The sequence below is a fragment of the Mesorhizobium sp. PUT5 genome (assembly GCF_052216645.1).
Taxonomy (GTDB): domain Bacteria; phylum Pseudomonadota; class Alphaproteobacteria; order Rhizobiales; family Rhizobiaceae; genus Mesorhizobium.
Genome location: NZ_JBQOSO010000003.1, coordinates 150942 through 172007, shown reverse-complemented (window position 1 = coordinate 172007; position 21066 = coordinate 150942). Strand labels below are relative to the sequence as shown.

The window sequence follows — 21066 nt, the reverse complement described above, 5'->3', positions numbered from 1 at the left end:
AGTATGACGCTTGCAAGTGTCACGGCATCTCTAAGTGTCACAAAAAAGACTAATGAAATCAATGACGTGACACTTGATGACGCTTGTGACGCTTATTTGGGGGTGTTCTGAGAGTATATGAAGGCGCTGCTCCGAGCGCTGAGTGACGATCATTTCAGGCATCGGTCAAGGCGGGTGCCCTCAATCTCCACCCATCCGTCGCCGGTTCGGAAGGGTCTCACTTCATTCCATGTCAAACCCTCGCCAGAGCATCCCATCTCAAGGGTGGCGGCGGTTCGCTTTGTTATCCTGCATTCCCATTCCATGCCGACAACCCGCTCATCGTCCATCCACCAAAACCCGTCGTTCTGGACAGGAGGCGCGAAACCGTTGGTGCGGCGGAAGGCTTTGCAGATAGCCGGATCGGCATAAACGGGGCCAACGGTGATCGGCGGCAGGGTGACGTTCGGCGCCAGCACCATTGAGGTCGGTGGGGTATTGGACCGGCAACTATCAAGCCGGAAAATATTCGGCGCGGTCTGGCGGTCGTCCTCATCTTCCGGGGCATAGCCGTTGAACCATTCGACCTTTGCGCCGCCCGCATACCATAGCTCGCTATCCAGGCCGGCGAAGACAACCCAATCGCCTACGCCGTCGCCGTTCTCGTCAATCTTCTCGATGATGGCAGACGTTCCGTTGTCGGGCGCGTCGAGGTTGTTCGTCAACGCGAGATAGCAAACGACAACCCCGTTTGAGCAAGTCACCTTGCCGGCGGTGCGCCACGCCAGCTTCTGGTTTCGCCATTGCTCCAGCGTCACGTCGCTGAACATGTTGAGCCCGTCTGTGCCATAGATGACGTAGCGGGCCTTGTCGGTCGATGCAGACCAGATAGCATCCTTGTTTTCGCAACCGCTGGCGAACGACGGTGCCGACAGTGCCATGCATGCGCTGATGGCGAGGTGGGGTAAGGCCGGATACTTCATGTGGACCAGTCGCAGACAATCGATCCCGGTTCCTCGGCCGGAATGGCGCCGTAGTCCTCCGACAGCCCTTTCTCGAAATAGGAAGCGACTACGGAGCGGGGCGCGTCGAAAACCAGTTGAGCGGCCTGAATGCCGTTCTCCACCCCGAGCATAAGGATCAAGGCAGTAACCGGCACATTCACATATGTGCCTGAGAGCCCGTAGGTTACGACAACACTGTCCTCGGCCGGAGCGACCGACCGGAACGAAAGGACTTGCTCGACGTGGTCGGCAAGCTTCGCGGATCGGTAGCGCTCATCATTGAGCGTGTAGACCCTTGCGTCCCGATATTGCAGGTAGGCTAGTTCGCTCGATGGCGTGCATGTCTCAAACACCCCAAGGAAATCCGAGAAGTCGAAGGCATCCGCTCGGGCCTGGCTGGCGATGCAGGCAGCGGAGCTTATGAGCGCGACAGAAAGCAGCCCCTTCATCAACAACCCCTCCCACCGGGGAGCAAACCAGATCGCAAAACAGGAGTCGAGTCGGGAGAGCCGGAAAGGGGTTTTGTCGGGAGGGGGTAAGCGGCCTCGGCTTCTATCGGCCGCCGCCGTCACCGGCCGCGCCCTTGCGCAGTGCTACACCGGAGCCGCCCGCCGCACTGCCTTTTTCAAGGAACTGGATGCCGGCCTTCTCAAGCGCAGCCTTTATCCTTTCGACGGTCTCTTGCGAAACGAGTCCTGCGTGGTCCGGCTTTCCCTCAATTCGCCGCAACGTGATGAGGGGCACCCCTGCCATATCGCACAACTCCGCCTGGGTGATGCCCAGCAAATCCCGGCCGGCCTTGATAAGTCCCTTCATCGTTCCTCACTGAGTAATTTTTATCACTGATGCACTTGCTATCACCAACTGTCTAGTGATAAGAAGTTATCAGTCACTTAAAGACTGATTTGGAGCAACCCAATGCCGAACACCCCTGTTCCGGCCGCCGGCGAAGCTATGCCCCGGCCCAGCTACAACCGCGTGGAAATCATGAAGGCCGCGCACCGCTACGCCCAGATGTATCGGGGCCGCGACTGCTCCTATGCCTACCTGCTGAAACACGGGCTCAAGAATGCCTGGGCGGTGGCGAAGGAGGGGCTGACCCCGGCGCAGCGCCGGGCCGAGGCGATCAAGGCTGAAATCGCGGCGCTGGCCTACAAGCCTGCCCGCTATGACATTTTCCCGACCAAGCTCCGGCTTGAGGCCGAGCTGTCGGCGCTGGCGGCGTGAGGGAGGCGACAATGAAGAACATGGCTTCGCTTATCACCGATGCTCTCAAAGAAGTGGACGGCAAGAAGCAGGGAATCGACCTGCTGTGCCGCACCGTCGCGCAGTTCATGGAGGAACTGCACGGCGGCAGCTTCCGCATTCAGATCGAGCACGATGTCGGGCTGGTCGCTATCGTCCGCCGTCTTGATGGCAACGATCCTACTATCAAGCCGTCCGATCTGCGGGAGGCTGTGTGATGGAAAAGCTCACTCGTCGTTCGGTCCTGCAATCCGCGCCCGCCGTTGGGCTTGCCGCTCTCATGCCGGCTGCTGCCGTGAAGAGTTTCGGGCGCCGGCAGGCGTACGAAACTCCCCGAGGAAGGAACCCGCGGGCCACAGGCGATGGCTATGGGGATTTCGATTTTTGGCAGATGTCGGCGGTGGCGCGGCCGGTGTCGTGAAGCTCTGGGGTGAATGCGGACAGGCCGCTTCGTTGCGCCTCCGCGCGGTTTTGTCGGCCCGGCGCGCGGCTGGACGCGGCTCTGTCGGCGTTGATGATCACCATGGGCACGTGTGGGTTCGATGCCGGAGGCTGAGGGCCTGCGGTTGGAGGCTGGAGCATGCCATGCCGAGTCATGGACAGTTCTCCCGGTTCGTTGCCGTTGTGCCGGGCGGTCCGCGCGGTTGCCTCCACCGTTCGAACGTCTCGATGATGATCATGCGTCCGCCGCAGCAGGAGCATGGCGGCCGGAAGTTCTCCGGTTGGCCTGGCGTGTCGTCATCGGCCGGCGCGGCGACGTTCAGCAGTTCGCGGGCGCGTGCGAGGCTGGCCTTGCGAGCGGAGCCGGCGAGCAAGCCGTAATGCCTGATGCGGTGGAAGCCGCGCGGCAGGACGTGCAGCAGGAAGCGGCGGATGAACTCGTGGGTGGCAAGCGTCATGACCTGCTGCCGCTCGGCGCCAGGGCGGCGATAATCCTTGTAGCGGAAGGTGACGCTGCGATCGTCGAAGGCGATCAGGCGGCGGTTCGAGATGGCGACCCGGTGGGTGTAGCGCGACAGATAGGCGAGCACCGCCTTCGGCCCGGCGAACGGCGCCTTGGCGTAGACCACCCAGCGCTTCCTCCTGACGGGAGACATGTGGCCCAGGAATGCCCGCCGGTCGCTGAGGTGCGCCATCGATCCGAAGAAGCTAAGCCGGCCGGCGTCGTGCAGCGCGATTAGACGGGTCAGGAAGAGCCGGCGGAATAGCTTGCCGAGTACCCTCACCGGAAGCAGGAAGGCCGGTCGCGACGAGATCCACCGGGTCCCTCCCGGCGCGATGCCGCCGCCCGGCACGATCATATGGACGTGCGGATGGTGGGTCATCGCCGAGCCCCAGGTATGGAGCACGGCGGTGATGCCGATGCGCGCGCCAGGTGCTTGGGATCGGCGGCGATCGTCAGCATCGTCTCCGATGCCGCCTTGAACAGCAGGTCGTAGACGAGCGCCTTGTTCTGGAAAGCGATCGCGGCGATCTCGGCCGGCAACGTGAACACCACGTGGAAGTAGCCGACGGGCAACAGGTCGGCCTCGCGCTCGGCGAGCCACGTCCGCGCGGCCGCGCCCTGACACTTCGGGCAGTGCCGATTGCGGCAGGAGTTGTAGGCGATGCGCCACTGGCCGCAGTCCTCGCAGGCCTCGACATGACCGCCGAGGGCCGCGGTGCGGCAATGCTCGATCGCCGACATGACCTTGAGCTGATGTAAGCTCAGATGTCCGGCATGGGCGGCCCGATAGGCAGGCCCGGCAGCACGGAAGATGTCGGCGACCTCGACCCAGGCGCGCACGCCTCAGTCGTCGGGTGATTCTTCTCCCTTGAACAGGCCGAGCTTGTCGAGCGGGCTTGTGACGGTGCGCACCGTCCTGGTCGCGACCTTGGTATAGAAAGCAGTGCTGTTCAGCTTGGCGTGCCCAAGCAGGACCTGGATGACCCGGATGTCGACGCCATCTTCCAGAAGGTGGGTGGCGAAGCTGTGACGCAGCGTGTGCGGCCCGACGCGCTTGGCGATGTCGGCGGCCTGAGCCGCTTCGACGACGATACGATAGAGCTGCCGCGTGCTGATCGGCTTCATCGCATGCTGCCCCGGGAACAGCCAGCCGTCGCGATGCATTACGCCCTGCTGGTGTCCTACCTTCCACCACTGGCGCAGAAGGGTGAGCAGATCCTGCGACAGCATGGCATTGCGGTGCCGCCCGCCCTTGCCGCGTTCGACGCGCAGCAGCATGCGCTCGCTGTCGACGTCGGCGACCTTCAGCATCGACACCTCCGCGACCCGTAAGCCCGCGCCGTAGGCGACCGACAGCGCGGCCTGGTGCTTGAGGCAGGTCGTGGCGTTGAGGAGCCGGGCCACCTCGTCGCGGCTCAGCACCACGGGGAGCCTGCGCGGATGCGCCAGCCGGACGAGCCGGCGAGCCAGGTCCGGGCGGTCGAGCGTGTGGGTGAAGAAGAAACGCAGCGCCGACACGATGCCGTTCATGGTCGGAACAGGAACGCCATCCTCCTGCTGCTCGATCTGGAATCGGCGCAGGTCGTCGGCCGTAGCCGTATCCGGCGCTCGGCCAAGGAAGGACGCGAAGCGCCCGACGTCACGGAGGTAGTTGCGCTGCGTCTCCCCTGAGAAACGCCGCAGGTTCATGTCGTCGATCAGCCGTTGGCGCAGCGGGCTGGTGGGTGCATCGAGAACGGGATGAGGCATCGTCAGGCTCCTTGTTGAAGAAGCCCGTCATGCTCTGCCGCCACCGCACGACGCTCAATGCAAACGCGACGTCTGGCCAGTGTCCTCTACCTCAACCGCAGGCGCCCTCCCGCGCAGCGGTTCGTTCTCCGGTCGCCTGCTGCCGTCGCCCAGCCCAATCATGGGCATGTTCCGCGAATGGCAGGCGAAATATGAACAGGCTTGCGCCCCGACCCTGCCGTATTCGGAAGTGGACCGCGTTCTCGATGAATGCCGGGAGCTTGAAAGGCGGATGCTCGCCATCCCGGCTTCGAGCGCGGCGGACTTCGCGGCCAGGGCATTGCACTACCGGGCCGCGCACGAGGGCCGGGCAAGGAAAAGGGGAGACGCGTAATGTATGCCATCACCGCTCACGACCGCGCGCTGATCGACCAAGCTATCGCTGCCGGCGCCGTGCGCTACATTCCGCCGGGCGTTTCCGGGATCGATCTAGAAACCGGCCAGCCGTGGCCCACGGTAGAGGCCGCGATTGAAGCCCACCGTGTGCGCCAGGAGGAAATCGCCCGCCGGCTGCAAATGCTCGCGGAGAAAGCGGCCGCAAGCCGAAAGCGCGGGCGCGGACGGCTGCCGATAACGACGGAGGTCAATCGGAAGATAGTCCAGATGTGGAGGAGCGGGGCGACCCTGGCCGCCGTGGCCTATGCGCTCGATGTCTCGGCCACGAGTGCGATCTACCGCCGGTTCGAGATGTTGAAGCCTGGTCACAGGTGGAAACGTGGCAGGTAGGGGCTAAACGGCTTTTCCTTGAAATGAGGGAAAGCCCAAGTCCGCTCGACATTTCGCCGAAATTGTTTTTCGGGGTGCTCTCGGGGTGCCCTGACAAATCGGATGAAAGCCGGAAAGAAAGGGTGCTTTCGTAACCCGCTGTTATCGCTAGGGAATTTTGGTGGAGCCAATCGGAATCGAACCGACGACCTCTTGAATGCCATTCAAGCGCTCTCCCAACTGAGCTATGGCCCCACTCCCGGCCGGTGGCCGGCGCCGTTTCCGGCGAATGTCGGCGGATTTGGGTTTCCGCCGTCGATGCAGGCGGCTTCTAGCGCCGCCTTCGTCCAATGGCAAGCCTTAAAAGACGGCTTTCTACCGGAACCTTTCGTCCCGGCCGCAAGCCGGCCGCCGGCGCGTCAGATTTCGTCCTCGTCGTCGCCCACGCCGATCATGTTGGAGACGTCGTCGTCGCCCTCTTCCTCGTCTTCCAGGAAGGTGTCGTCGTCATCGTCGCCCAGATCGACATCGTCGTCGTCGTCGCCGAGGTCGGGCAGGTCGTCGCCCTTGGTCTCCTCGTCGGCATCCTCGAGCGAAACCAGCTCGGCACCCTCTTCCTCGGTGTCCAGCTCCTTCTCCTCGACCTCCTCCTCCTCTTCGAGCACAGCCGCCTTGCTGTCCTCGAAATAGGAGCGCGGATAGCTCTTGCCCGTATAGGGAGAGACGATCGGGTCCTTGTTCAGGTCGTAGAACTTGCGGCCCGTTTCGGGATCCACTCGTTTCGTGCCAAGTTCGGGTTTTGCCATGGCAAGCCTCTTGCGAAAAAGTCTGGTCCCCTTAATCGCTGTTTGCGGCGGTGTCAAAGCCAAATGCCGCGGGCCGGACAGGCCGCATTTGCGGCCTTTTTCGGGGATGACGACCGGGTCTTCGCATGTTAGGAACATTCTCGCAAGAACGACCACCGCGGCTTTGAGCAGGCGCTCGGCCACACAAACCCAGGACATTCGAACATGGCGCACGACGCCAAGCCAAATCCCGCGTCCGCGCGGCGCTCGCCGCCGCTTTCCGGCACCGCGCGCGTGCCGGGCGACAAGTCGATCTCCCACCGTTCCTTCATGTTCGGCGGCCTCGCCTCCGGCGAGACCCGCATCACCGGCCTGCTGGAAGGCGAGGACGTGCTGCGCACCGGGCAGGCCATGAAGGCCATGGGCGCGCATATCGAGAAGCGCGGCGCCGAATGGGTCATCCGCGGCACCGGCAACGGCGCCCTGCTGCAACCGGAAGGCCCGCTCGATTTCGGCAATGCCGGCACCGGCTCGCGCCTCACCATGGGGCTGGTCGGCACCTACGATATGGAAACGACCTTCATCGGCGATGCGTCGCTCTCGGGACGGCCCATGGGCCGCGTGCTCGACCCGCTGCGCCAGATGGGCGTGCAGGTGCTGAAAAGCGCTCCCGGCGACCGCATGCCGCTGACCCTGCGCGGGCCGAAGCATGCCGCGCCCATCGCCTACCGCGTGCCGATGGCCTCCGCACAGGTGAAATCGGCGGTGCTGCTGGCCGGCCTCAACACGCCGGGCGTCACCACGGTGATCGAGCCGGTGATGACGCGCGACCACACAGAAAAGATGCTGAAGGGTTTCGGCGCCAATATCGAGGTGGAGACGGACGAGCGCGGCGGACGCCACATCTTCATCGAGGGGCAGGGCAGGCTGACCGGGCAGGTCATCGCCGTGCCCGGAGACCCCTCCTCCGCCGCCTTCCCGCTGGTGGCGGCGCTGATCGTGCCGGGCTCCGACATCACCATCGAGAACGTGCTGATGAACCCGACCCGCACCGGCCTCATCGCCACGCTGCTGGAGATGGGCGCGCGCATCGACATTCTCAATGCGCGCAGCGCCGGCGGCGAGGACGTGGCGGATCTGCGCGTGCGCCATTCCGAGCTGAAGGGCGTGGCCGTGCCGCCGGAGCGCGCGCCGTCCATGATCGACGAATATCCGGTGCTGGCCGTGGCGGCCGCCTTCGCCGAGGGCGAGACGCTGATGCAAGGACTGGAGGAGCTGCGCGTCAAGGAATCGGACCGGCTGGCTGCGGTGGCGGCCGGGCTGAAGCTCAACGGCGTCGACTGCACGGAAGGCGAGGCCACGCTCGCCGTGCGCGGCGTGCCCGGCGGCAAGGGACTGGGTGGTAGGGGACTGGGCGGGCAGGCCGGCGGCAAGGATGCGGTGAAAACCCATCTCGACCACCGCATCGCCATGAGCTTTCTGGTCATGGGGCTGGCCGCGGACAAGCCGGTGACAGTGGACGACCAGGCCATGATCGCCACCAGCTTCCCCGAATTCATGGACCTGATGCGGGGCCTGGGCGCCGAGATCGACACGCAGCCGGCCGCCTGACCGCGCGGGATTACGCCGGCGCCGGCCCCTCGGCGACGAGGGCCAGCGTCAGCGGGTGCGCCGGATCGGCCAGCCCGTCTATGACGGAGAAATGGTGCCGGTCCGGCTCCAGAACCGCTTGCGTGGCGGCACCCAGCCCGGTCCAGACATTTGCAAGGAGCGCGTTCTGGCGCACGAATTCCGCGCGTTCGGCGCTGCCCGCCCAGCAGGTCAGGTGCGCACCCGCCATCGGCTCCAGCAGTGCCGGGCTTTCGGCCGCGGCCTCGGCGGCGTCGAGACGGAGCTGCGCATTCATCGACGTGCGCAGCAGCGGCCGCAGATCGTGCAGGCCGGAGACGGACACGACATGGCGCACCCGCGCCTGCATGGCGGCCGCCAGCGGCGAAGCGGCGCAGACCATGCGGCAGGCCAGGTGCCCGCCGGCCGAATGCCCGCTCAGCATCAGCGGGCCGTCCACCATGGAAGCCGCCGCTTCCGTGGCCGCCGCGACCTCGCGCACGATGCCGGAGACGCGGATGTCCGGACACTGGGTATAGGAAGGCAAGGCGACGGCGTAGCCATGCGCCAGCGGCCCGGCGGCCAGATGCGACCAGGTGCTCTTGCCGGTTTCCATCCAGTAGCCGCCGTGGATGAACACCACGAGGCCTTTGGGGTTTTTCTCCCGCGGCAGGAACAGGTCGAAGCGGTTGCGCGGCGCCGGCCCGTAAGGCAGGTCGAGCCGCGCCCGCCCTTCCTGCGCCAGCCGCGCGCGCAAAACTCTGGCAGGGCCGTCCCAGGCAGCCGGCCAGCGCTCGCCCCCGGCGATGTGGGCGCCGTTGCTGTAGGCGTCATCCCAGTCGGCAACGGCAAAATGCGGCATGCGGCCCCTCACGTCACCGCGGCGCGCACGGCAAAGCGCGGATCGCGCCAGGCGCCGGTGTCGAGGATCTCCTCCAGCGCCGCCGCCGCGCGCCAGACATCGGCATAGCCGACATAGAGCGGCGCAAAGCCGAAGCGCAGCGTGGCGGGCGCACGGAAATCGCCGATGACGCCGCGCGAAATCAGCGCCTGCATGACCGCGTAGGCATTTTCGTGGGCGAAGGAGACCTGGCTGCCGCGCCGCTGCGGCTGGCGCGGCGTTTCCAGCGCCACGCCGTGGCGGCCGCATTTCTGCTCCACCAGCGCGATGAACAGGTCGGTCAGCGCGATGCTTTTTTGCCGCAGCGCTTCCATGTCGACCTCGTCCCACAGGTCGAGCGCGGCCTTCAGCGCGCGCAGCGACAGGACGGGCTGCGTGCCGCACTGGAAGCGGCGTATGCCTTCGGCACCGGCAAAGCCGGTCTCGAAGGCGAAGGGCCGCGCATGGCCCCACCAGCCGCTGAGCGGCTGCGCCATGCCGTCATGGTGGCGGTGGGCTGCGTAGACGAAGGCCGGCGCGCCGGGACCGCCGTTCAGATATTTGTAGGTGCAGCCGACGGCGAAGTCGGCGCCGCAGCGGTCAAGCTCGACCGGCAGGGCGCCGGCGCTGTGGCAAAGGTCCCACACAACGAGCGCGCCGGCCCGGTGCGCCCGTGCCGTCAGCGCCTCCATGTCGCGCAGCGCGCCGGACTTGTAGTTGACGTGGTTGACCAGAACGACCGCCGTGTCCTCATCGATCAGGTCTTCGATGATCGGCGCGTCCCGCCCTTCCAGCCTGAGTTCCATGCCGGGACGCGTGGAGACGACGCCTTCGGCCATATAGAGGTCGGTGGGGAAGGAGCCGGCCTCCGCGACGATGACGCTGCGGTCGGGGCGCAGCGCGAGCGCGGCATGCAACGCCTTGTAGATATTGATCGAGGTGGTGTCGGCCACCACGGTCTGGCCGGCCGCCGCGCCGACCAGGCGGCCGATGCGGTCGCCGAGCTGCAGGGGCAGGTCGAACCAGCCGGCAATGTTCCAGCTCCGGATCAGGCCCTGGCCCCATTCCTCCTCTGCCGCCCTGCGCAATTCGTCAAAGACGGCGGGCGAGGCCGCGCCCAGCGAATTGCCGTCGAGATAGACGACGCCTTCCGGCAGCGCGAAACGGGCGCGGAAGCCGCGCAGCGGGTCGGCGGCGTCGAGCGCCTCGGCTTCGGCGAGATCGGCAAGCCTCGTCATCGCCCGCCCTTATTCGCGAAAGCTCTCGCGCGCCATGGCCGGGCCGCGGCTGCGCTTCAGGCTGGGCAGCGCCAGCATGGCCAGCACGAACAGGCCGGTGGCGAGCTTGAGGTCGGGCGGCGGCATGCCGGCCGCCAGGCACAGCGAGACGAGCTGGTAGTAGACGACGGCGCCGACGAAGGGCGCGAGCAACTGCCGCAGCACGGTCTGCTTGCCGGTGATGGCCTCGCCGATCATCAGCGCGGCCAGGCCGTTGATGAGGATGCCGAGCCCCATATTTACGTCGGCGAAGCCCTGGCTTTGCACCATCAGCGCGCCGCCCGTGGCGGTGAAAGCGCTGGCCATGCCGACCCCGCCGATGGTGGCGGCCCACACATTGATGCCCTGCGCCTCGGCCATGTCGGGATTGGCGCCGACGGCGCGCATGGCCGTGCCCTTCTCGGTGGTGAAGAACAGGTCAAGCAGCACGAACACGATCACCACGACGATGCCCGCGACCACGATCTTGCTGGCCGGGAAGCCGGCCTGGAGCCCCGGCACCCAGTCGAACACGGAAGAGGTGCCGAAGACGGAGAGATTGGAACGCCCCATGATGCGCAGGTTCACGCTGTAGAGCATGGTCATCATCAGGATGCCGGCCAGAAGCGTGTGGATACGGAAGCGCAGATGGATGAAGGCCGTGCAGCAGCCGGCGACGAAGCCGGCGACCAGCGCCACGGCGATGGCGGTGAGCGGCGAGGCGCCGGCGGTCAGCAGCACGCCGCACACGCAGCCGCCCAGCGGGAAGGCGCCCTCGCTGGTGAGGTCCGGGAAGCTCAGCATGCGGAAGGGGATCATGATGCCCAGCACCACGAAGGACAGGATCAGGCTTTGCGCCAGCGTGACCGGAATGAGCTGGACGAAGCTGGCGACGGTGGTTTCGATGAAGCCCATGTGGCAAAAATTCCCGTCTCAGCTCGCCAGAAGCATGCGGTCGGTCTTGACCGAGAAATGGCCGATCAGGTCGGCCACGGTGACGCTGGCCTTCTCCTCGCCGGCGATCTCCAGCCGCACGCGCCCGGCATCCAGCATCACCACCCGATCGCCATAGTCCACGGCATGCTGCATGTTGTGGGTGACCATCAGCGTGGTCAGCTTCAGCGCCTCCACGGCGCGCACGGTGGCCTTCATGACGATGTCGGCCGTGCGCGGGTCGAGGGCCGCCGTATGCTCGTCGAGCAGCAGAAGCTCCGGAGAGCCGCCGACGGCCATGATGAGCGACAGCGACTGGCGCTGGCCGCCCGAAAGAAGCTCGACCTTGGTGTCCAGCCGGTTCTCGAGGCCCAGCCCCAGCACGGCGAGCCGCTCGCGATAGGCGGCGATGCGCGCTGCGTGCAACCCGCGCCGCAAGGTCCGCCTGCTGGCGCGCAGCTCGGCCAGCAGCATGTTTTCGGCCACCGTCATGGAGGCGGCGGTGCCGCGCATCGGGTCCTGGAAGACGCGGGCCAGCCGCATGGCGCGCCTGTGCACCGGCACGGAGGTGACGTCGTCGCCATTGATGAGGATCTGGCCCGAATCCAGCGGGAGCGCGCCGGAAATGGCGTTGAGCATGCTGCTCTTGCCGGCGCCGTTGGAGCCGATGACCACGGCGAAGCCGCCCGTGGGCAGCGACAGGCCGAGCCCGTCCAGCGCCACCTTCTCGTCGGCCTGTCCCTTGTAGAAGACCTTGCGCGCGGAGCGGATCTCCAGCATCCCGATATCCCTTAAGAAAATGGCGGCGCCATCGCGCCGCCATGTCGTGCCCGCAACCGGGCCTGCTCAATCCACGAAGCAGTTGCAGTCGTCAAGGGAGGCGGGGATCTCGATGCCGAACTCCTTGGCCACCTTCTTCGAGATCAGCGGCGAGTGATCCTCATAGGCGGGCCTGGCCGGAGCGATGGTCTTGGGGTCCGCCCCCTTGAGAATCTGCGCCGCGATCTTGCCCGCATTCTCGCCGACCTGAACGTAGTTCACCGCGAAGCTCGCCGGCACCACGCCGTCGCGCACCGCGCCGTCGTCGGAATTGACGATGGGGATGCCGGCCTGGCGCGCGGCCGCCGACACGGCGGCGATCGCCGGCTGCAGCAGGTTGGAGGCGGGCGTGTAGATCACGTCGGCCTTGCCGGCAAGCGAAGCGATGCGCTGCTGGATGTCGTTGACGTTGTCGACGCCGACCTCGACCACCTCGAACCCGGCCGCCGGGGCCGCTTCCTTGACCTTTTCGAGCAGGGCCAGGTCGTTGGCCTCGCCCGGATTGTAGGGCAGGCCGAAGCGCGTGGCGTCGGGCAGGAGCTTCTTGGCGAAGGTCATGACGGCGGCCACGTCCTGCAGGTCGCTGGAGCCGGTGATGCCGTCGCCGCCCTCGTCCCACGAAGGCGTCAGCTTGGCCGCGACCGGATCGGTGACGGCGGTGAAGACGATCGGGATGCCGGAGCCCGCCAGCGCCTTCTGCGCGATCTGCGAGACCGGCGTGGTGACGGTGTAGATCAGCTTCGGATTCTCGGCCTGCAGCTTGGCGATCATCTGCGGCACCAGGGAGGCGTCGAAATTGGTATGGCTCTCGGTGTAGACGACATCGGTGCCTTCCACGAAGCCGTTGTCGGCCAGCGCCTTCTTGAAGCCGGCGATCGAGGCGTTGAGCTGCGGGTGCTCGCCGAAATTGGCGATGCCGATCTTGATCGGATCGGCCGCAGCCGCAACGATGCCGGCGACAAGCGCCCCGGCTGTGGCAAGGCCCGCGAGCCAGCCGGTTTTCGACCTGAACATGTACTTTCCCCTCCAGACTGAACAACCCGCCATGCGCTTGGCGGCGGTTGCGCGGGATCATAGCCGCTGGCCCAACCTTGTCAAAGCGATATATCAGGCTGCCGCTGCGGCAATTTCATCTATGATTTCCGCCCGTTGGTCGGGCTCGGGCCGGACCTACTCCGCCGGCCGGTGCGACGGCTCGGGCGCGGCCAGCGACGCGCTGCGCCGGCGATGGTCCGCGGCGATCAGCATGTAGACGGCCGGCACCACGAAGAGCGTGAACAAGGTTCCGATCGCCAGCCCCGCCGCGATGACCAGCCCCATGTTGAAGCGCGCGGCCGCACCCGCGCCCGTCGCCAGGATGAGCGGCGCCACGCCCAGCACCATGGCGCCGGTCGTCATCAGGATCGGGCGCAGCCGGATGCCGCAGGCGCCCTCGATGGCTTCGCGCTTGGATTGGCCGGAAGCCTGCAAATTGTTGGCAACCTCCACGATCAGGATGCCGTGCTTGCTGATGAGGCCCATCAGCGTGACCAGGCCCACCTGGGTGTAGATGTTCATGGACGCGCCGCCGACGCCGACACTGATGAAGGCGAGCGCGCCGGCGATCGACATCGGCACGGAAACCAGGATGATCAGCGGATCGCGGAAGCTGTTGAACAGGGCCGACAGCGCCAGGAAGACGATGATGAGGGCCAGCGCGAAGGTCGTGGCCATGCCGCTGGCCTCCTGCACGAACTGGCGGGACTGGCCGCCATAGTCGACCGAATAGCCCTGGGGCAGGGTGCGCGCGGCGATCGCGTCCAGCGTGTCCAGGGCCTCGCCGAGCGAGACGCCGGGAGCGGGCACGCCGGAGATGGTGGCCGAATTGAGCTGCTGGAAATGCGCCACCGCGCGCGGCGTCGCCTCCTGCTTCACCGTGGCGATCGCCGAGAGCGGGATTTCGGCGCCGTTCAGAGTGGCGATGGGATAGTTCATGATCTGGTCGATGTTCTGGCGCGAGCGCTGCTGCACCTGTGGGATGACCTGGTAGGAGCGGTTCTCGATGCTGAAATAGTTGACATAGCCGCCGCCCAGCATGGCCGCCAGCGAGGCGCCGACCGTGTTCATCGACAGGCCGAGAGCCGAGGCCTTGTCGCGGTCGATCTCGATCGAATATTGCGGATTGTCGACGTGCAGGTCCTTGGACACGAAGATGAAATCGCCGGATTTCTGCGCTTCCTGCATGAAGGCGTCCGACACTTCGTTCAACTGGTTGAAGTCGCCCGTGCTGCCGATGGCGAACTGCACCGGCAAGCCGCTGGCACCCGGCAGCGACGGGAACTGGAAGGCCACGGCCTGGCCGCCCGCGATCTTGTTCAACTCGTTCTGCACCAGCGGCTGAAGCACGTCGGCCGTCCTGCTCCGCTCGTCCCACGGCTTCAGCACCATGATGTCGAAGGAGGTGCCGGGCGCCTCGATCTGCAGCGCCTTGTCGGTTTCCGGGAAGCTGCGGAAGATTCTGGCGATCTGGTCGGAGTTGAGCAGCTTCTGCTGCAGCGTGGCATTGGGCGGGTCGGTCACCACCGCCGGAATGGCGCCCTGGTCCTCGTTCGGCGCCAGTTCGCTCTTTGCGCCGGCATAGAGGAAATAGATGCTGCCGAGAACTATGGCGGCGAAGACGAGCGTCACCGCAATGCTGTCCAGGCTGCCGTGCAGCATGCGCATATAGGGCCGGTGGATCTCCGAGAAGCGGCGGTCGATGAAGTCGGAGATGCGCTCCTCCCAGCCGCTGCGGTCGACCAGATGCGGCTTGAGGATGCGCGAGCACATCATCGGCGTCAGCGTCAAGGCGATGATCATCGACACGGTGACCGCGCCGACCAGGGTGAAGGCGAACTCGGTGAACAGGGCGCCCGTCAGCCCTTTCTGGAAGCCGATGGGCACATAGACGGCGACTAGCACCACCGTCATGGCCAGGATTGGCCCGGCCAGCTCGCGCGCCGCGGCAATCGCGGCCTCCATCGGCGGTGCGCCTTCCTCGATGTGGCGGTTGACGTTCTCCACCACGATGATGGCGTCATCGACGACCAGACCGATGGCAAGCACCAGCGCAAGCAGCGTCAGCAGGTTGATCGAGAAGCCGAGAACCAGCATCATCGCGAAGGCGCCGACCAGCGACAGCGGAATGGCGACGATCGGGATGGCCACCGAGCGCGGCGAGCCCAGGAAGGCGAAGACGACGAAGATGACGATGACCAGCGCCTCGATGAGGCTCTTGACCACCTCCTGGATCGAGCGGATGACGAAGGTGGAGGTGTCGTAGACGATATAGGCCTCGAGGCCGTGCGGCAGTTGCGCCTGGATTTCGGGAAACACCGCCCTCACGCCGGAGACCACGTCGAGCAGGTTGGCGGTCGGCGCCACCTGGATGCCGATGAACACGCCGGTCTGGCCGTCGAAGGCGACCTGCACGTCCGGGTTCTGCGAGCCCAGCGCCACGGTCGCGACATCCTTCAGGCGGATGACGGCGGTGCCGATCTGCTTGACCACCATATCGGCGAACTGCTGCGGGGAGTGCAGGTCGGTCTGCGCCGTCAGCACGGTCTGGGTCATCTGGCCTTCGGTGGTGCCGATGCCGGAAATGACGTTGTTGGTCGCCAGCGCGGTCCACACGTCGCCGGCCGTCAGGCCGTAGGAAGCCAGCTTGTCGGGTTTCAGCCAGGCGCGGAGCGCGAAGGTCTTGCCGCCCAGGATTTCCGCGGTCTGCACGCCCTTGACCGCCTGCAGCTTCGGCTGGACGACGCGCGTCAGATAGTCGGTGATCTGGTTGCTGGCGAGAACCTGGCTGCGGAAACCCAGATACATGGCGTCCGTGGTCTGGCCCACCGAAACCGCCATGGTCGGCTGCTGGGTGCCCGAGGGAAGCTGATTGATGACCGACGAGACCTTGGCGCTTATCTCGGTCATGGCCGCGTCGGCATCGTAGTTGAGGCGCAGATTGACGGTGATGACCGAAACGCCGCTGGTGCTGGAGGACGTCATGTAGTCGATGCCGTTGGCCTGCGCGATGGCGTTCTCCAGCGGCGTGGTGATGAAGCCGGCGATCACGTCGGGGGCCGCCCCGGGATAGATGGTCGTGACGGTGACGACGGCGTTCTGGGTCTTGGGATATTGCCGCACCGGCAGCGTGCGGAACGACTGGTAGCCGATCACCATGATGAGCGCGCTGATGACCAGGGCGAGCACCGGCCGGCGGATGAAGATGTCGGTGAAGTTCATCGCCGCACCTCAGTTCGGATTCGGCGGGGCGGCGTTGGGGTTGTCCGAAGGCTGCACCGCATTGTTGACGACGAGGGGAGCGCCGTTGGACAGCTTGAGCTGACCCGATGTCACCACGACCTGGCCCGGCGTGAGGCCCTTGAGCACGGCGATCTGGTCACCGCGGGTCGGTCCGGTGGTCACGAAAGTCTGGTCGGCGACGAGCTGCGGCTTGCCGTCCGGCCCCTTGCCCTTGTCGGTGACGACATAGACGACGTTGCCATAGGGGTTGATGGTGACCGCCGCCTGCGGCAGCGTGACGTAATCCTTGGGCTCGCCGACGGTGATCGACACATTGGCGAACATGCCGGGCAGCAGCCTGTGGTCGGGATTCGCAAAGCTGGCCCGCACCGTCAGGCTGCGGCTCTGGCTGTCGATGAGCGGGCTGACGGCGGTGATCTTGCCGTCGAAGCTCTGGCCGTCATAGGCATCGATCGTGGCGCTCACCGCCTGCCCGACCTTCATTTGCGACAGCGCCTGCTGCGGCATGGTGAAGTCGAACTGGATCGGATCGAGCGACTGCAGGGTGACGACGGGGGTGCCAGCCGCAAGATACTGGCCGAGGCTGACCAGCCTGACACCGAGCCTGCCGTCGAACGGCGCGCGGATCGCGTACTGGTCGATGAGCGCCTGCTGGGCCACCACCTGCGCCTGCGCCGCCTTCAGCGTGGCCTGGTCGGCGTCGAGTTGCGACGGAGGGATGATGCGGGTGGTGAGCAGCTTGGCGTCACGATCGTAGGTGATCTGGGCATTGGCCGCAGACGCCTGGAATTGCTGCAATGTCGCGATCTCCTGGTCGGCGAGAAGCTGGACCAGCAGATCGCCCTTCTTCACGTCCTGGCCGTCCTGGAAGCCGATCTTCTGGACGATGCCGGGAACCTGCGCCGACAGGTTGGCGCCCTCGACGGCGTTGAAGGAGCCGACCGATTGCAGCGCGGTATGCCAGGAGCTGGTTGTCGCGGTCATGGTCGACACCGTTTGCGGCGGCGATTTGAGACCGGCCAGATAGGAGGCGATCATGCGGGCCTTGAACGCCTGGAAGCCGAAGATTCCGCCCAGGATCACGCCGATCGCCACCAGCATGATCACCATGCGCTTGATGATCGTCCTGCGCCTGACCATGGTTGAAAACCCTGCTCCTTACGCTCGCGGGACCCCGCCGCCGTGAAGGCTCCGGCTCCGGAGGGTCACGGAAAGCGCCTTTCCGCCTTGGCGCTGGCCAGAACCTTGCCGCCCGCGTCGAGCGCCTGCATCGAAAGCTCGTAGTGGTGGGGCCTGGAAGGATCGGGCGGGCACGGTCCCTTGTAGTGGAAGGCGCCGTAGCCAAGTGTCTCCTGCCCGTTGAACGCAACCTCGCCACCGCCGTGGTTGAAGCCGGTGGCGTCCAGGTCCGTCATCCTGAAACGCAGCTTCACCGTGCCGTCGGGAACGTCCGCAAGCGTGATGGGCGGCGAGTTGGGATCGAAGCACTGACCGGTCGGCCCCCAGCGGAAGCCGAGGCTCATGCCGGCAAAGGCGGCCGACCCGCCCGCCAGCAGGAACGCGCACGCCAGGACCAAGCGCATGCCGACCTCCGAACAATATCGGCGTTCCACGCCGCAACTTGCGCCAACGGGCCACGGCGGGGGCGGTTCCAGTCGCGCCATCACACAAAACCGTGAAGCGGCCCGATCACGGTGCAATTTTATTGCGAAATATACCGCGCATCGCCGTTTGCACCCGGTCGGAAAACATGCAGACATGGCGCGGCCGCGAACGGGCGATCAAGGAGGCTTCATGACCGAGACGGTGGTTCAGCGTGCCTCCGGGCGCGGCATCTGGGGGTGGATGTTCTTCGACTGGGCCGCCCAGCCCTTCTTCACCGTCGTCACCACCTTCATCTTCGGTCCCTATTTCGTCTCGCGCATGGCCAGCGATCCGGCAACCGGCCAGGCGGCCTGGGGCTACGGCATCGCCGCGGCGGGCTTCGTCATCGCCGTCCTGTCACCGGTGCTCGGCTCGATCGCCGACCAGACGGGGCCGCGCAAGCCGTGGATCGCCTTCTTCGCCGCCATCAAGATCGCCAGCCTTTCGATGCTGTGGTTCGCCGCGCCCGGATCCAGTCTCTTCATGGTGGTGCTGTTCTTCTCGCTGGCCTCGGTGGCCGCCGAATTCTCCACCGTGTTCAACGATTCCATGATGCCCCGGCTGGTGCCGAAGGCGGAGATCGGCCGCATCTCGAACCTCGCCTGGGGGCTCGGCTATCTCGGCGGCATGCTGGCGCTGATCTTCGTCGTCGCCTTCCTGGCCGGCTCCCCGCAGACGGGCAAGACCATCATCGGCGCCGATCCGCTCTTCGGCCTCGACCCGGCCCTTGGCGAGGACGCACGCGCCACCGGCCCTCTGTCGGCGCTGTGGTATTTCGTCTTCATCCTGCCGATGTTCCTCTTCACGCCCGACGCCAAGCGCGGGCTGCCGGCGCGGCCGGCCGTGCGCGCCGGCCTGGCCGAGCTGAAAGCGACGCTCGGCGAGGTGCGGCGGCGCTCCGGCATCTTCCGCTTCCTCGTTGCGCGCATGACCTACCAGGACGGGGTCAACGCGCTGCTGGCGCTGGGCGGGACGTTCGCGGCCGCCATGTTCGACTGGTCGATCACGGAGATCGGCGTGTTCGGCATCATCCTCAACGTCGTGGCCATCTTCGGCTGCTGGTATGCGGCGCGGCTGGATACGGCGCTCGGTTCCAAGACGGTGGTCGCCATCGCGCTGGTCATGCTGTCGGTGGCCACGGTCGGCATCGTCTCCACCGGGCCGGGCTACACGCTGTTCGGAGCCCTGCAACTGCCAACGACCGACACGGGCGGCCTGTTCGCCACCGCCGCGGAGAAGGCATACATCCTCTACGGGCTGCTGATAGGACTGGCCTTCGGGCCGGTGCAGGCGTCGTCGCGCTCCTATATGGCGCGCAGCGTCACGGCCGAGGAATCCGGCCGCTATTTCGGCATCTACGCCCTGGCGGGGCGGGCGACGAGCTTCGCCGCGCCGTTTCTGGTCGCCACCGTCACGGCCCTGACAGGCTCGGCGCGGCTCGGCATGGCGGTCATCATCCTGTTCCTGGCCGGCGGCATGTGGCTGCTTGCCGGAACGCCCTATCCGGCGGACCGGCCGCAGAAGTGAGAGCCGCTCTTCCCCGAAGGGGAGGAAGGGCTCAATGCCGGAAATGCCGCACGCCGGTGAACACCATGGCGATGCCGTGCGCGTCGGCAGCGGCGATGACATCGTCGTCGCGCATCGAGCCGCCCGGCTGGACGACGGCGGTGGCGCCCGCCTCCACCGCGGCCAGCAGGCCGTCGGCAAAGGGGAAGAACGCGTCGGAGGCGACGACGGAGCCCTTGGTCAGCGGTTCGGCATTGCCGGCCGCCTCGGCGGCGTCTAGCGCCTTGCGCGCGGCGATGCGCGAGGAATCCACCCGGCTCATCTGGCCGGCGCCGATGCCGACCGTGGCACCGCCCCTGGCATAGACGATGGCGTTGGACTTGACGTGCTTGGCCACGCGGAAGGCGAATTTCAGGTCGGCCATCTCGGCTTCGCTCGGCCCGCGCTTCGTCACCACCTTGAGGTCGAGATCGTCCACCACCGCATTGTCGCGCGACTGCACGAGCAGGCCGCCGGCGACCGACTTCGCCAGCATGCCCGCGGCGCGCGGATCGGGCAGGCCGCCCGTCACCAGCAGGCGCAGATTCTTTTTCGCGGCGATGACGACCTGCGCTTCCGCGCTCGCCTCCGGCGCGATGATGACCTCGGTGAAGGTCTTCACGATCTCTTCCGCCGCTTCCGCGTCGAGCAGGCGGTTGACGGCCACGATGCCGCCGAAGGCGGAGACGGGATCGCAGGCCAGCGCCTTCAGATAGGCGTCCTTCAGCGTGCCGGCCTCGGCCACGCCGCAGGGATTGGCGTGCTTGATGATGGCGACGGCCGCCGCGCGCGCCGGATCGAACTCGCCGACCAGCTCGAAGGCGGCATCGGTGTCGTTGATGTTGTTGTAGGAGAGCTGCTTGCCCTGCAACTGGCGGGCCGTGGCGACGCCCGGCCGCCTTTCGCCGGTGACGTAGAAGCCGGCCTGCTGGTGCGGGTTCTCGCCATAGCGCATGACGTTTTCGAGCTTGCCGCCGAAGGCGCGCCACGCCGGATGCTCGATGGCGAGCGCCTCGGCGAACCAGCCGGAGATCGCCGCGTCGTAGGCGGCGGTGCGGGCGAACGCCTTGGCGGCCAGCTTCTTGCGGAAATCCAGCGACAGCGAGCCGAGATTCATCTCCAGCGCGTTGAGCACGGCGCCATAGTCTTCCGGATCGGTGACGATGGCGACATAGGCGTGGTTCTTGGCCGAGGCCCGCACCATGGCCGGGCCGCCGATGTCGATGTTCTCCACGATCGCCGCATAGTCGCCGCCCGCCGCGCGCACCGCCTCGAACGGATAGAGGTTGACCACCACGAGATCGATCGGCTCGATGTCGTGGGCCCGCATGGCCTCGGCGTGATCGGGGTCGCCGCGCACGCCGAGCAGCGCGCCATGCACGGACGGATGCAGGGTCTTGACGCGGCCGTCCATGATCTCGGGAAAGCCGGTGAGGTCGGACACGTCGCGCACCGCGATGCCGGCATCGGCAATGGCCTTGGCCGTGCCGCCCGTGGACACCAGCTCGACGCCGGCGCCGGCGAGCGCGCGGGCGAAATCGACCAGGCCGGCCTTGTCGGACACCGAAAGCAGCGCGCGCCGGACGGGCACGAGGTCGGGAGCGGGAATGTTCTTGGACGGGACGGCCATGGGGGCGGCCTTTCTCAAGCT

At 66.2% G+C, this 21066-nt stretch carries 20 protein-coding genes, 1 tRNA gene and 1 pseudogene; 6 read left to right on the top strand and 16 right to left on the bottom strand.

Annotated elements, in window-relative coordinates; genetic code table 11:
* Positions 1 to 149 precede the first annotated feature (149 nt).
* The 3 genes from ACTDI4_RS02490 to ACTDI4_RS02480 all read right to left on the bottom strand — a co-directional run bounded on the left by ACTDI4_RS02490 (position 150) and on the right by ACTDI4_RS02480 (position 1799).
* Positions 150 to 962, bottom strand: a complete 813-nt coding sequence (locus tag ACTDI4_RS02490; protein ID WP_442839643.1) for a hypothetical protein — start codon at positions 960 to 962, stop codon at positions 150 to 152.
* Entirely contained in the window at positions 959 to 1432 is a 474-nt protein-coding gene (locus tag ACTDI4_RS02485; protein ID WP_442839642.1) for a hypothetical protein, read from the bottom strand. The genes ACTDI4_RS02490 and ACTDI4_RS02485 overlap by 4 nt, the downstream gene beginning before the upstream one ends.
* Before the next feature lie 103 nt (positions 1433 to 1535).
* Positions 1536 to 1799 carry an XRE family transcriptional regulator gene (locus ACTDI4_RS02480; RefSeq protein WP_442839641.1) on the bottom strand — a complete coding sequence of 88 codons (264 nt, stop codon included), beginning with the start codon at positions 1797 to 1799 and terminating at the stop codon, positions 1536 to 1538.
* A 102-nt stretch (positions 1800 to 1901) separates the two neighbouring features.
* On the opposite strand from ACTDI4_RS02480, the gene ACTDI4_RS02475 reads away from it, so the two are divergent.
* From ACTDI4_RS02475 to ACTDI4_RS02465, 3 genes are read left to right on the top strand one after another with little or no spacing between them, the layout of a single operon-like run.
* Positions 1902 to 2210: a hypothetical protein gene (locus ACTDI4_RS02475; protein WP_442839640.1), complete on the top strand. Its 309-nt coding sequence runs from the start codon at positions 1902 to 1904 to the stop codon at positions 2208 to 2210.
* 11 nt (positions 2211 to 2221) lie between these two features.
* Positions 2222 to 2446 carry a hypothetical protein gene (locus tag ACTDI4_RS02470; protein WP_442839639.1) on the top strand — a complete coding sequence of 75 codons (225 nt, stop codon included), beginning with the start codon at positions 2222 to 2224 and terminating at the stop codon, positions 2444 to 2446.
* On the top strand, positions 2446 to 2649 hold the full coding sequence (locus ACTDI4_RS02465) for a hypothetical protein (protein WP_442839638.1): 204 nt from the start codon (positions 2446 to 2448) through the stop codon (positions 2647 to 2649). The genes ACTDI4_RS02470 and ACTDI4_RS02465 overlap by 1 nt, the downstream gene beginning before the upstream one ends.
* A gap of 172 nt (positions 2650 to 2821) precedes the next feature.
* Here ACTDI4_RS02465 and ACTDI4_RS02460 read toward each other — a convergent pair.
* Positions 2822 to 4014, bottom strand: a pseudogene (locus tag ACTDI4_RS02460) (IS91 family transposase).
* Between the two features lie 3 nt (positions 4015 to 4017).
* Entirely contained in the window at positions 4018 to 4923 is a 906-nt protein-coding gene (locus ACTDI4_RS02455) for a tyrosine-type recombinase/integrase (protein WP_442839637.1), read from the bottom strand.
* Positions 4924 to 5295: 372 nt separating this feature from the next.
* Between ACTDI4_RS02455 and ACTDI4_RS02450 the strand changes: the two genes are divergently transcribed.
* Positions 5296 to 5688, top strand: coding sequence for a hypothetical protein (locus tag ACTDI4_RS02450; RefSeq protein ID WP_442839636.1), 393 nt, complete (start codon positions 5296 to 5298; stop codon positions 5686 to 5688).
* A gap of 158 nt (positions 5689 to 5846) precedes the next feature.
* Here the strand turns inward: ACTDI4_RS02450 and ACTDI4_RS02445 are convergent.
* Positions 5847 to 5922 (bottom strand) — tRNA-Ala (locus tag ACTDI4_RS02445).
* Between the two features lie 164 nt (positions 5923 to 6086).
* Positions 6087 to 6473 (bottom strand): TIGR02300 family protein, encoded by a 387-nt coding sequence (locus ACTDI4_RS02440; protein WP_442839635.1) that lies wholly within the window; start codon positions 6471 to 6473, stop codon positions 6087 to 6089.
* A 204-nt stretch (positions 6474 to 6677) separates the two neighbouring features.
* On the opposite strand from ACTDI4_RS02440, the gene aroA reads away from it, so the two are divergent.
* Positions 6678 to 8063, top strand: a complete 1386-nt coding sequence (gene aroA, locus ACTDI4_RS02435; protein WP_442839634.1) for a 3-phosphoshikimate 1-carboxyvinyltransferase — start codon at positions 6678 to 6680, stop codon at positions 8061 to 8063.
* 10 nt (positions 8064 to 8073) lie between these two features.
* Here aroA and ACTDI4_RS02430 read toward each other — a convergent pair whose 3' ends face one another.
* The 8 genes from ACTDI4_RS02430 to ACTDI4_RS02395 all read right to left on the bottom strand — a co-directional run bounded on the left by ACTDI4_RS02430 (position 8074) and on the right by ACTDI4_RS02395 (position 17809).
* Positions 8074 to 8922 carry an alpha/beta hydrolase gene (locus tag ACTDI4_RS02430; RefSeq protein WP_442839633.1) on the bottom strand — a complete coding sequence of 283 codons (849 nt, stop codon included), beginning with the start codon at positions 8920 to 8922 and terminating at the stop codon, positions 8074 to 8076.
* An 8-nt stretch (positions 8923 to 8930) separates the two neighbouring features.
* On the bottom strand, positions 8931 to 10178 hold the full coding sequence (gene kynU / locus ACTDI4_RS02425) for a kynureninase (protein ID WP_442839632.1): 1248 nt from the start codon (positions 10176 to 10178) through the stop codon (positions 8931 to 8933).
* Between the two features lie 9 nt (positions 10179 to 10187).
* Complete coding sequence (locus tag ACTDI4_RS02420; RefSeq protein ID WP_442839631.1) at positions 10188 to 11111, bottom strand: ABC transporter permease; 924 nt, start codon at positions 11109 to 11111, stop codon at positions 10188 to 10190.
* A gap of 18 nt (positions 11112 to 11129) precedes the next feature.
* Positions 11130 to 11909, bottom strand: a complete 780-nt coding sequence (locus tag ACTDI4_RS02415) for an ABC transporter ATP-binding protein (protein WP_442839630.1) — start codon at positions 11907 to 11909, stop codon at positions 11130 to 11132.
* 66 nt (positions 11910 to 11975) lie between these two features.
* Positions 11976 to 12962: an ABC transporter substrate-binding protein gene (locus ACTDI4_RS02410; protein WP_442839629.1), complete on the bottom strand. Its 987-nt coding sequence runs from the start codon at positions 12960 to 12962 to the stop codon at positions 11976 to 11978.
* Positions 12963 to 13118: 156 nt separating this feature from the next.
* Positions 13119 to 16205 carry an efflux RND transporter permease subunit gene (locus tag ACTDI4_RS02405; protein WP_442839628.1) on the bottom strand — a complete coding sequence of 1029 codons (3087 nt, stop codon included), beginning with the start codon at positions 16203 to 16205 and terminating at the stop codon, positions 13119 to 13121.
* Positions 16206 to 16214: 9 nt separating this feature from the next.
* On the bottom strand, positions 16215 to 17366 hold the full coding sequence (locus ACTDI4_RS02400) for an efflux RND transporter periplasmic adaptor subunit (RefSeq protein ID WP_442839627.1): 1152 nt from the start codon (positions 17364 to 17366) through the stop codon (positions 16215 to 16217).
* A 65-nt stretch (positions 17367 to 17431) separates the two neighbouring features.
* Positions 17432 to 17809, bottom strand: a complete 378-nt coding sequence (locus ACTDI4_RS02395) for a YbhB/YbcL family Raf kinase inhibitor-like protein (protein WP_442839626.1) — start codon at positions 17807 to 17809, stop codon at positions 17432 to 17434.
* 211 nt (positions 17810 to 18020) lie between these two features.
* On the opposite strand from ACTDI4_RS02395, the gene ACTDI4_RS02390 reads away from it, so the two are divergent.
* Positions 18021 to 19397: an MFS transporter gene (locus ACTDI4_RS02390; protein ID WP_442839625.1), complete on the top strand. Its 1377-nt coding sequence runs from the start codon at positions 18021 to 18023 to the stop codon at positions 19395 to 19397.
* A gap of 31 nt (positions 19398 to 19428) precedes the next feature.
* Here the strand turns inward: ACTDI4_RS02390 and purH are convergent, their stop codons facing one another.
* Positions 19429 to 21045, bottom strand: a complete 1617-nt coding sequence (gene purH, locus ACTDI4_RS02385; RefSeq protein ID WP_442839624.1) for a bifunctional phosphoribosylaminoimidazolecarboxamide formyltransferase/IMP cyclohydrolase — start codon at positions 21043 to 21045, stop codon at positions 19429 to 19431.
* Between the last annotated feature and the right edge of the window lie 21 nt (positions 21046 to 21066).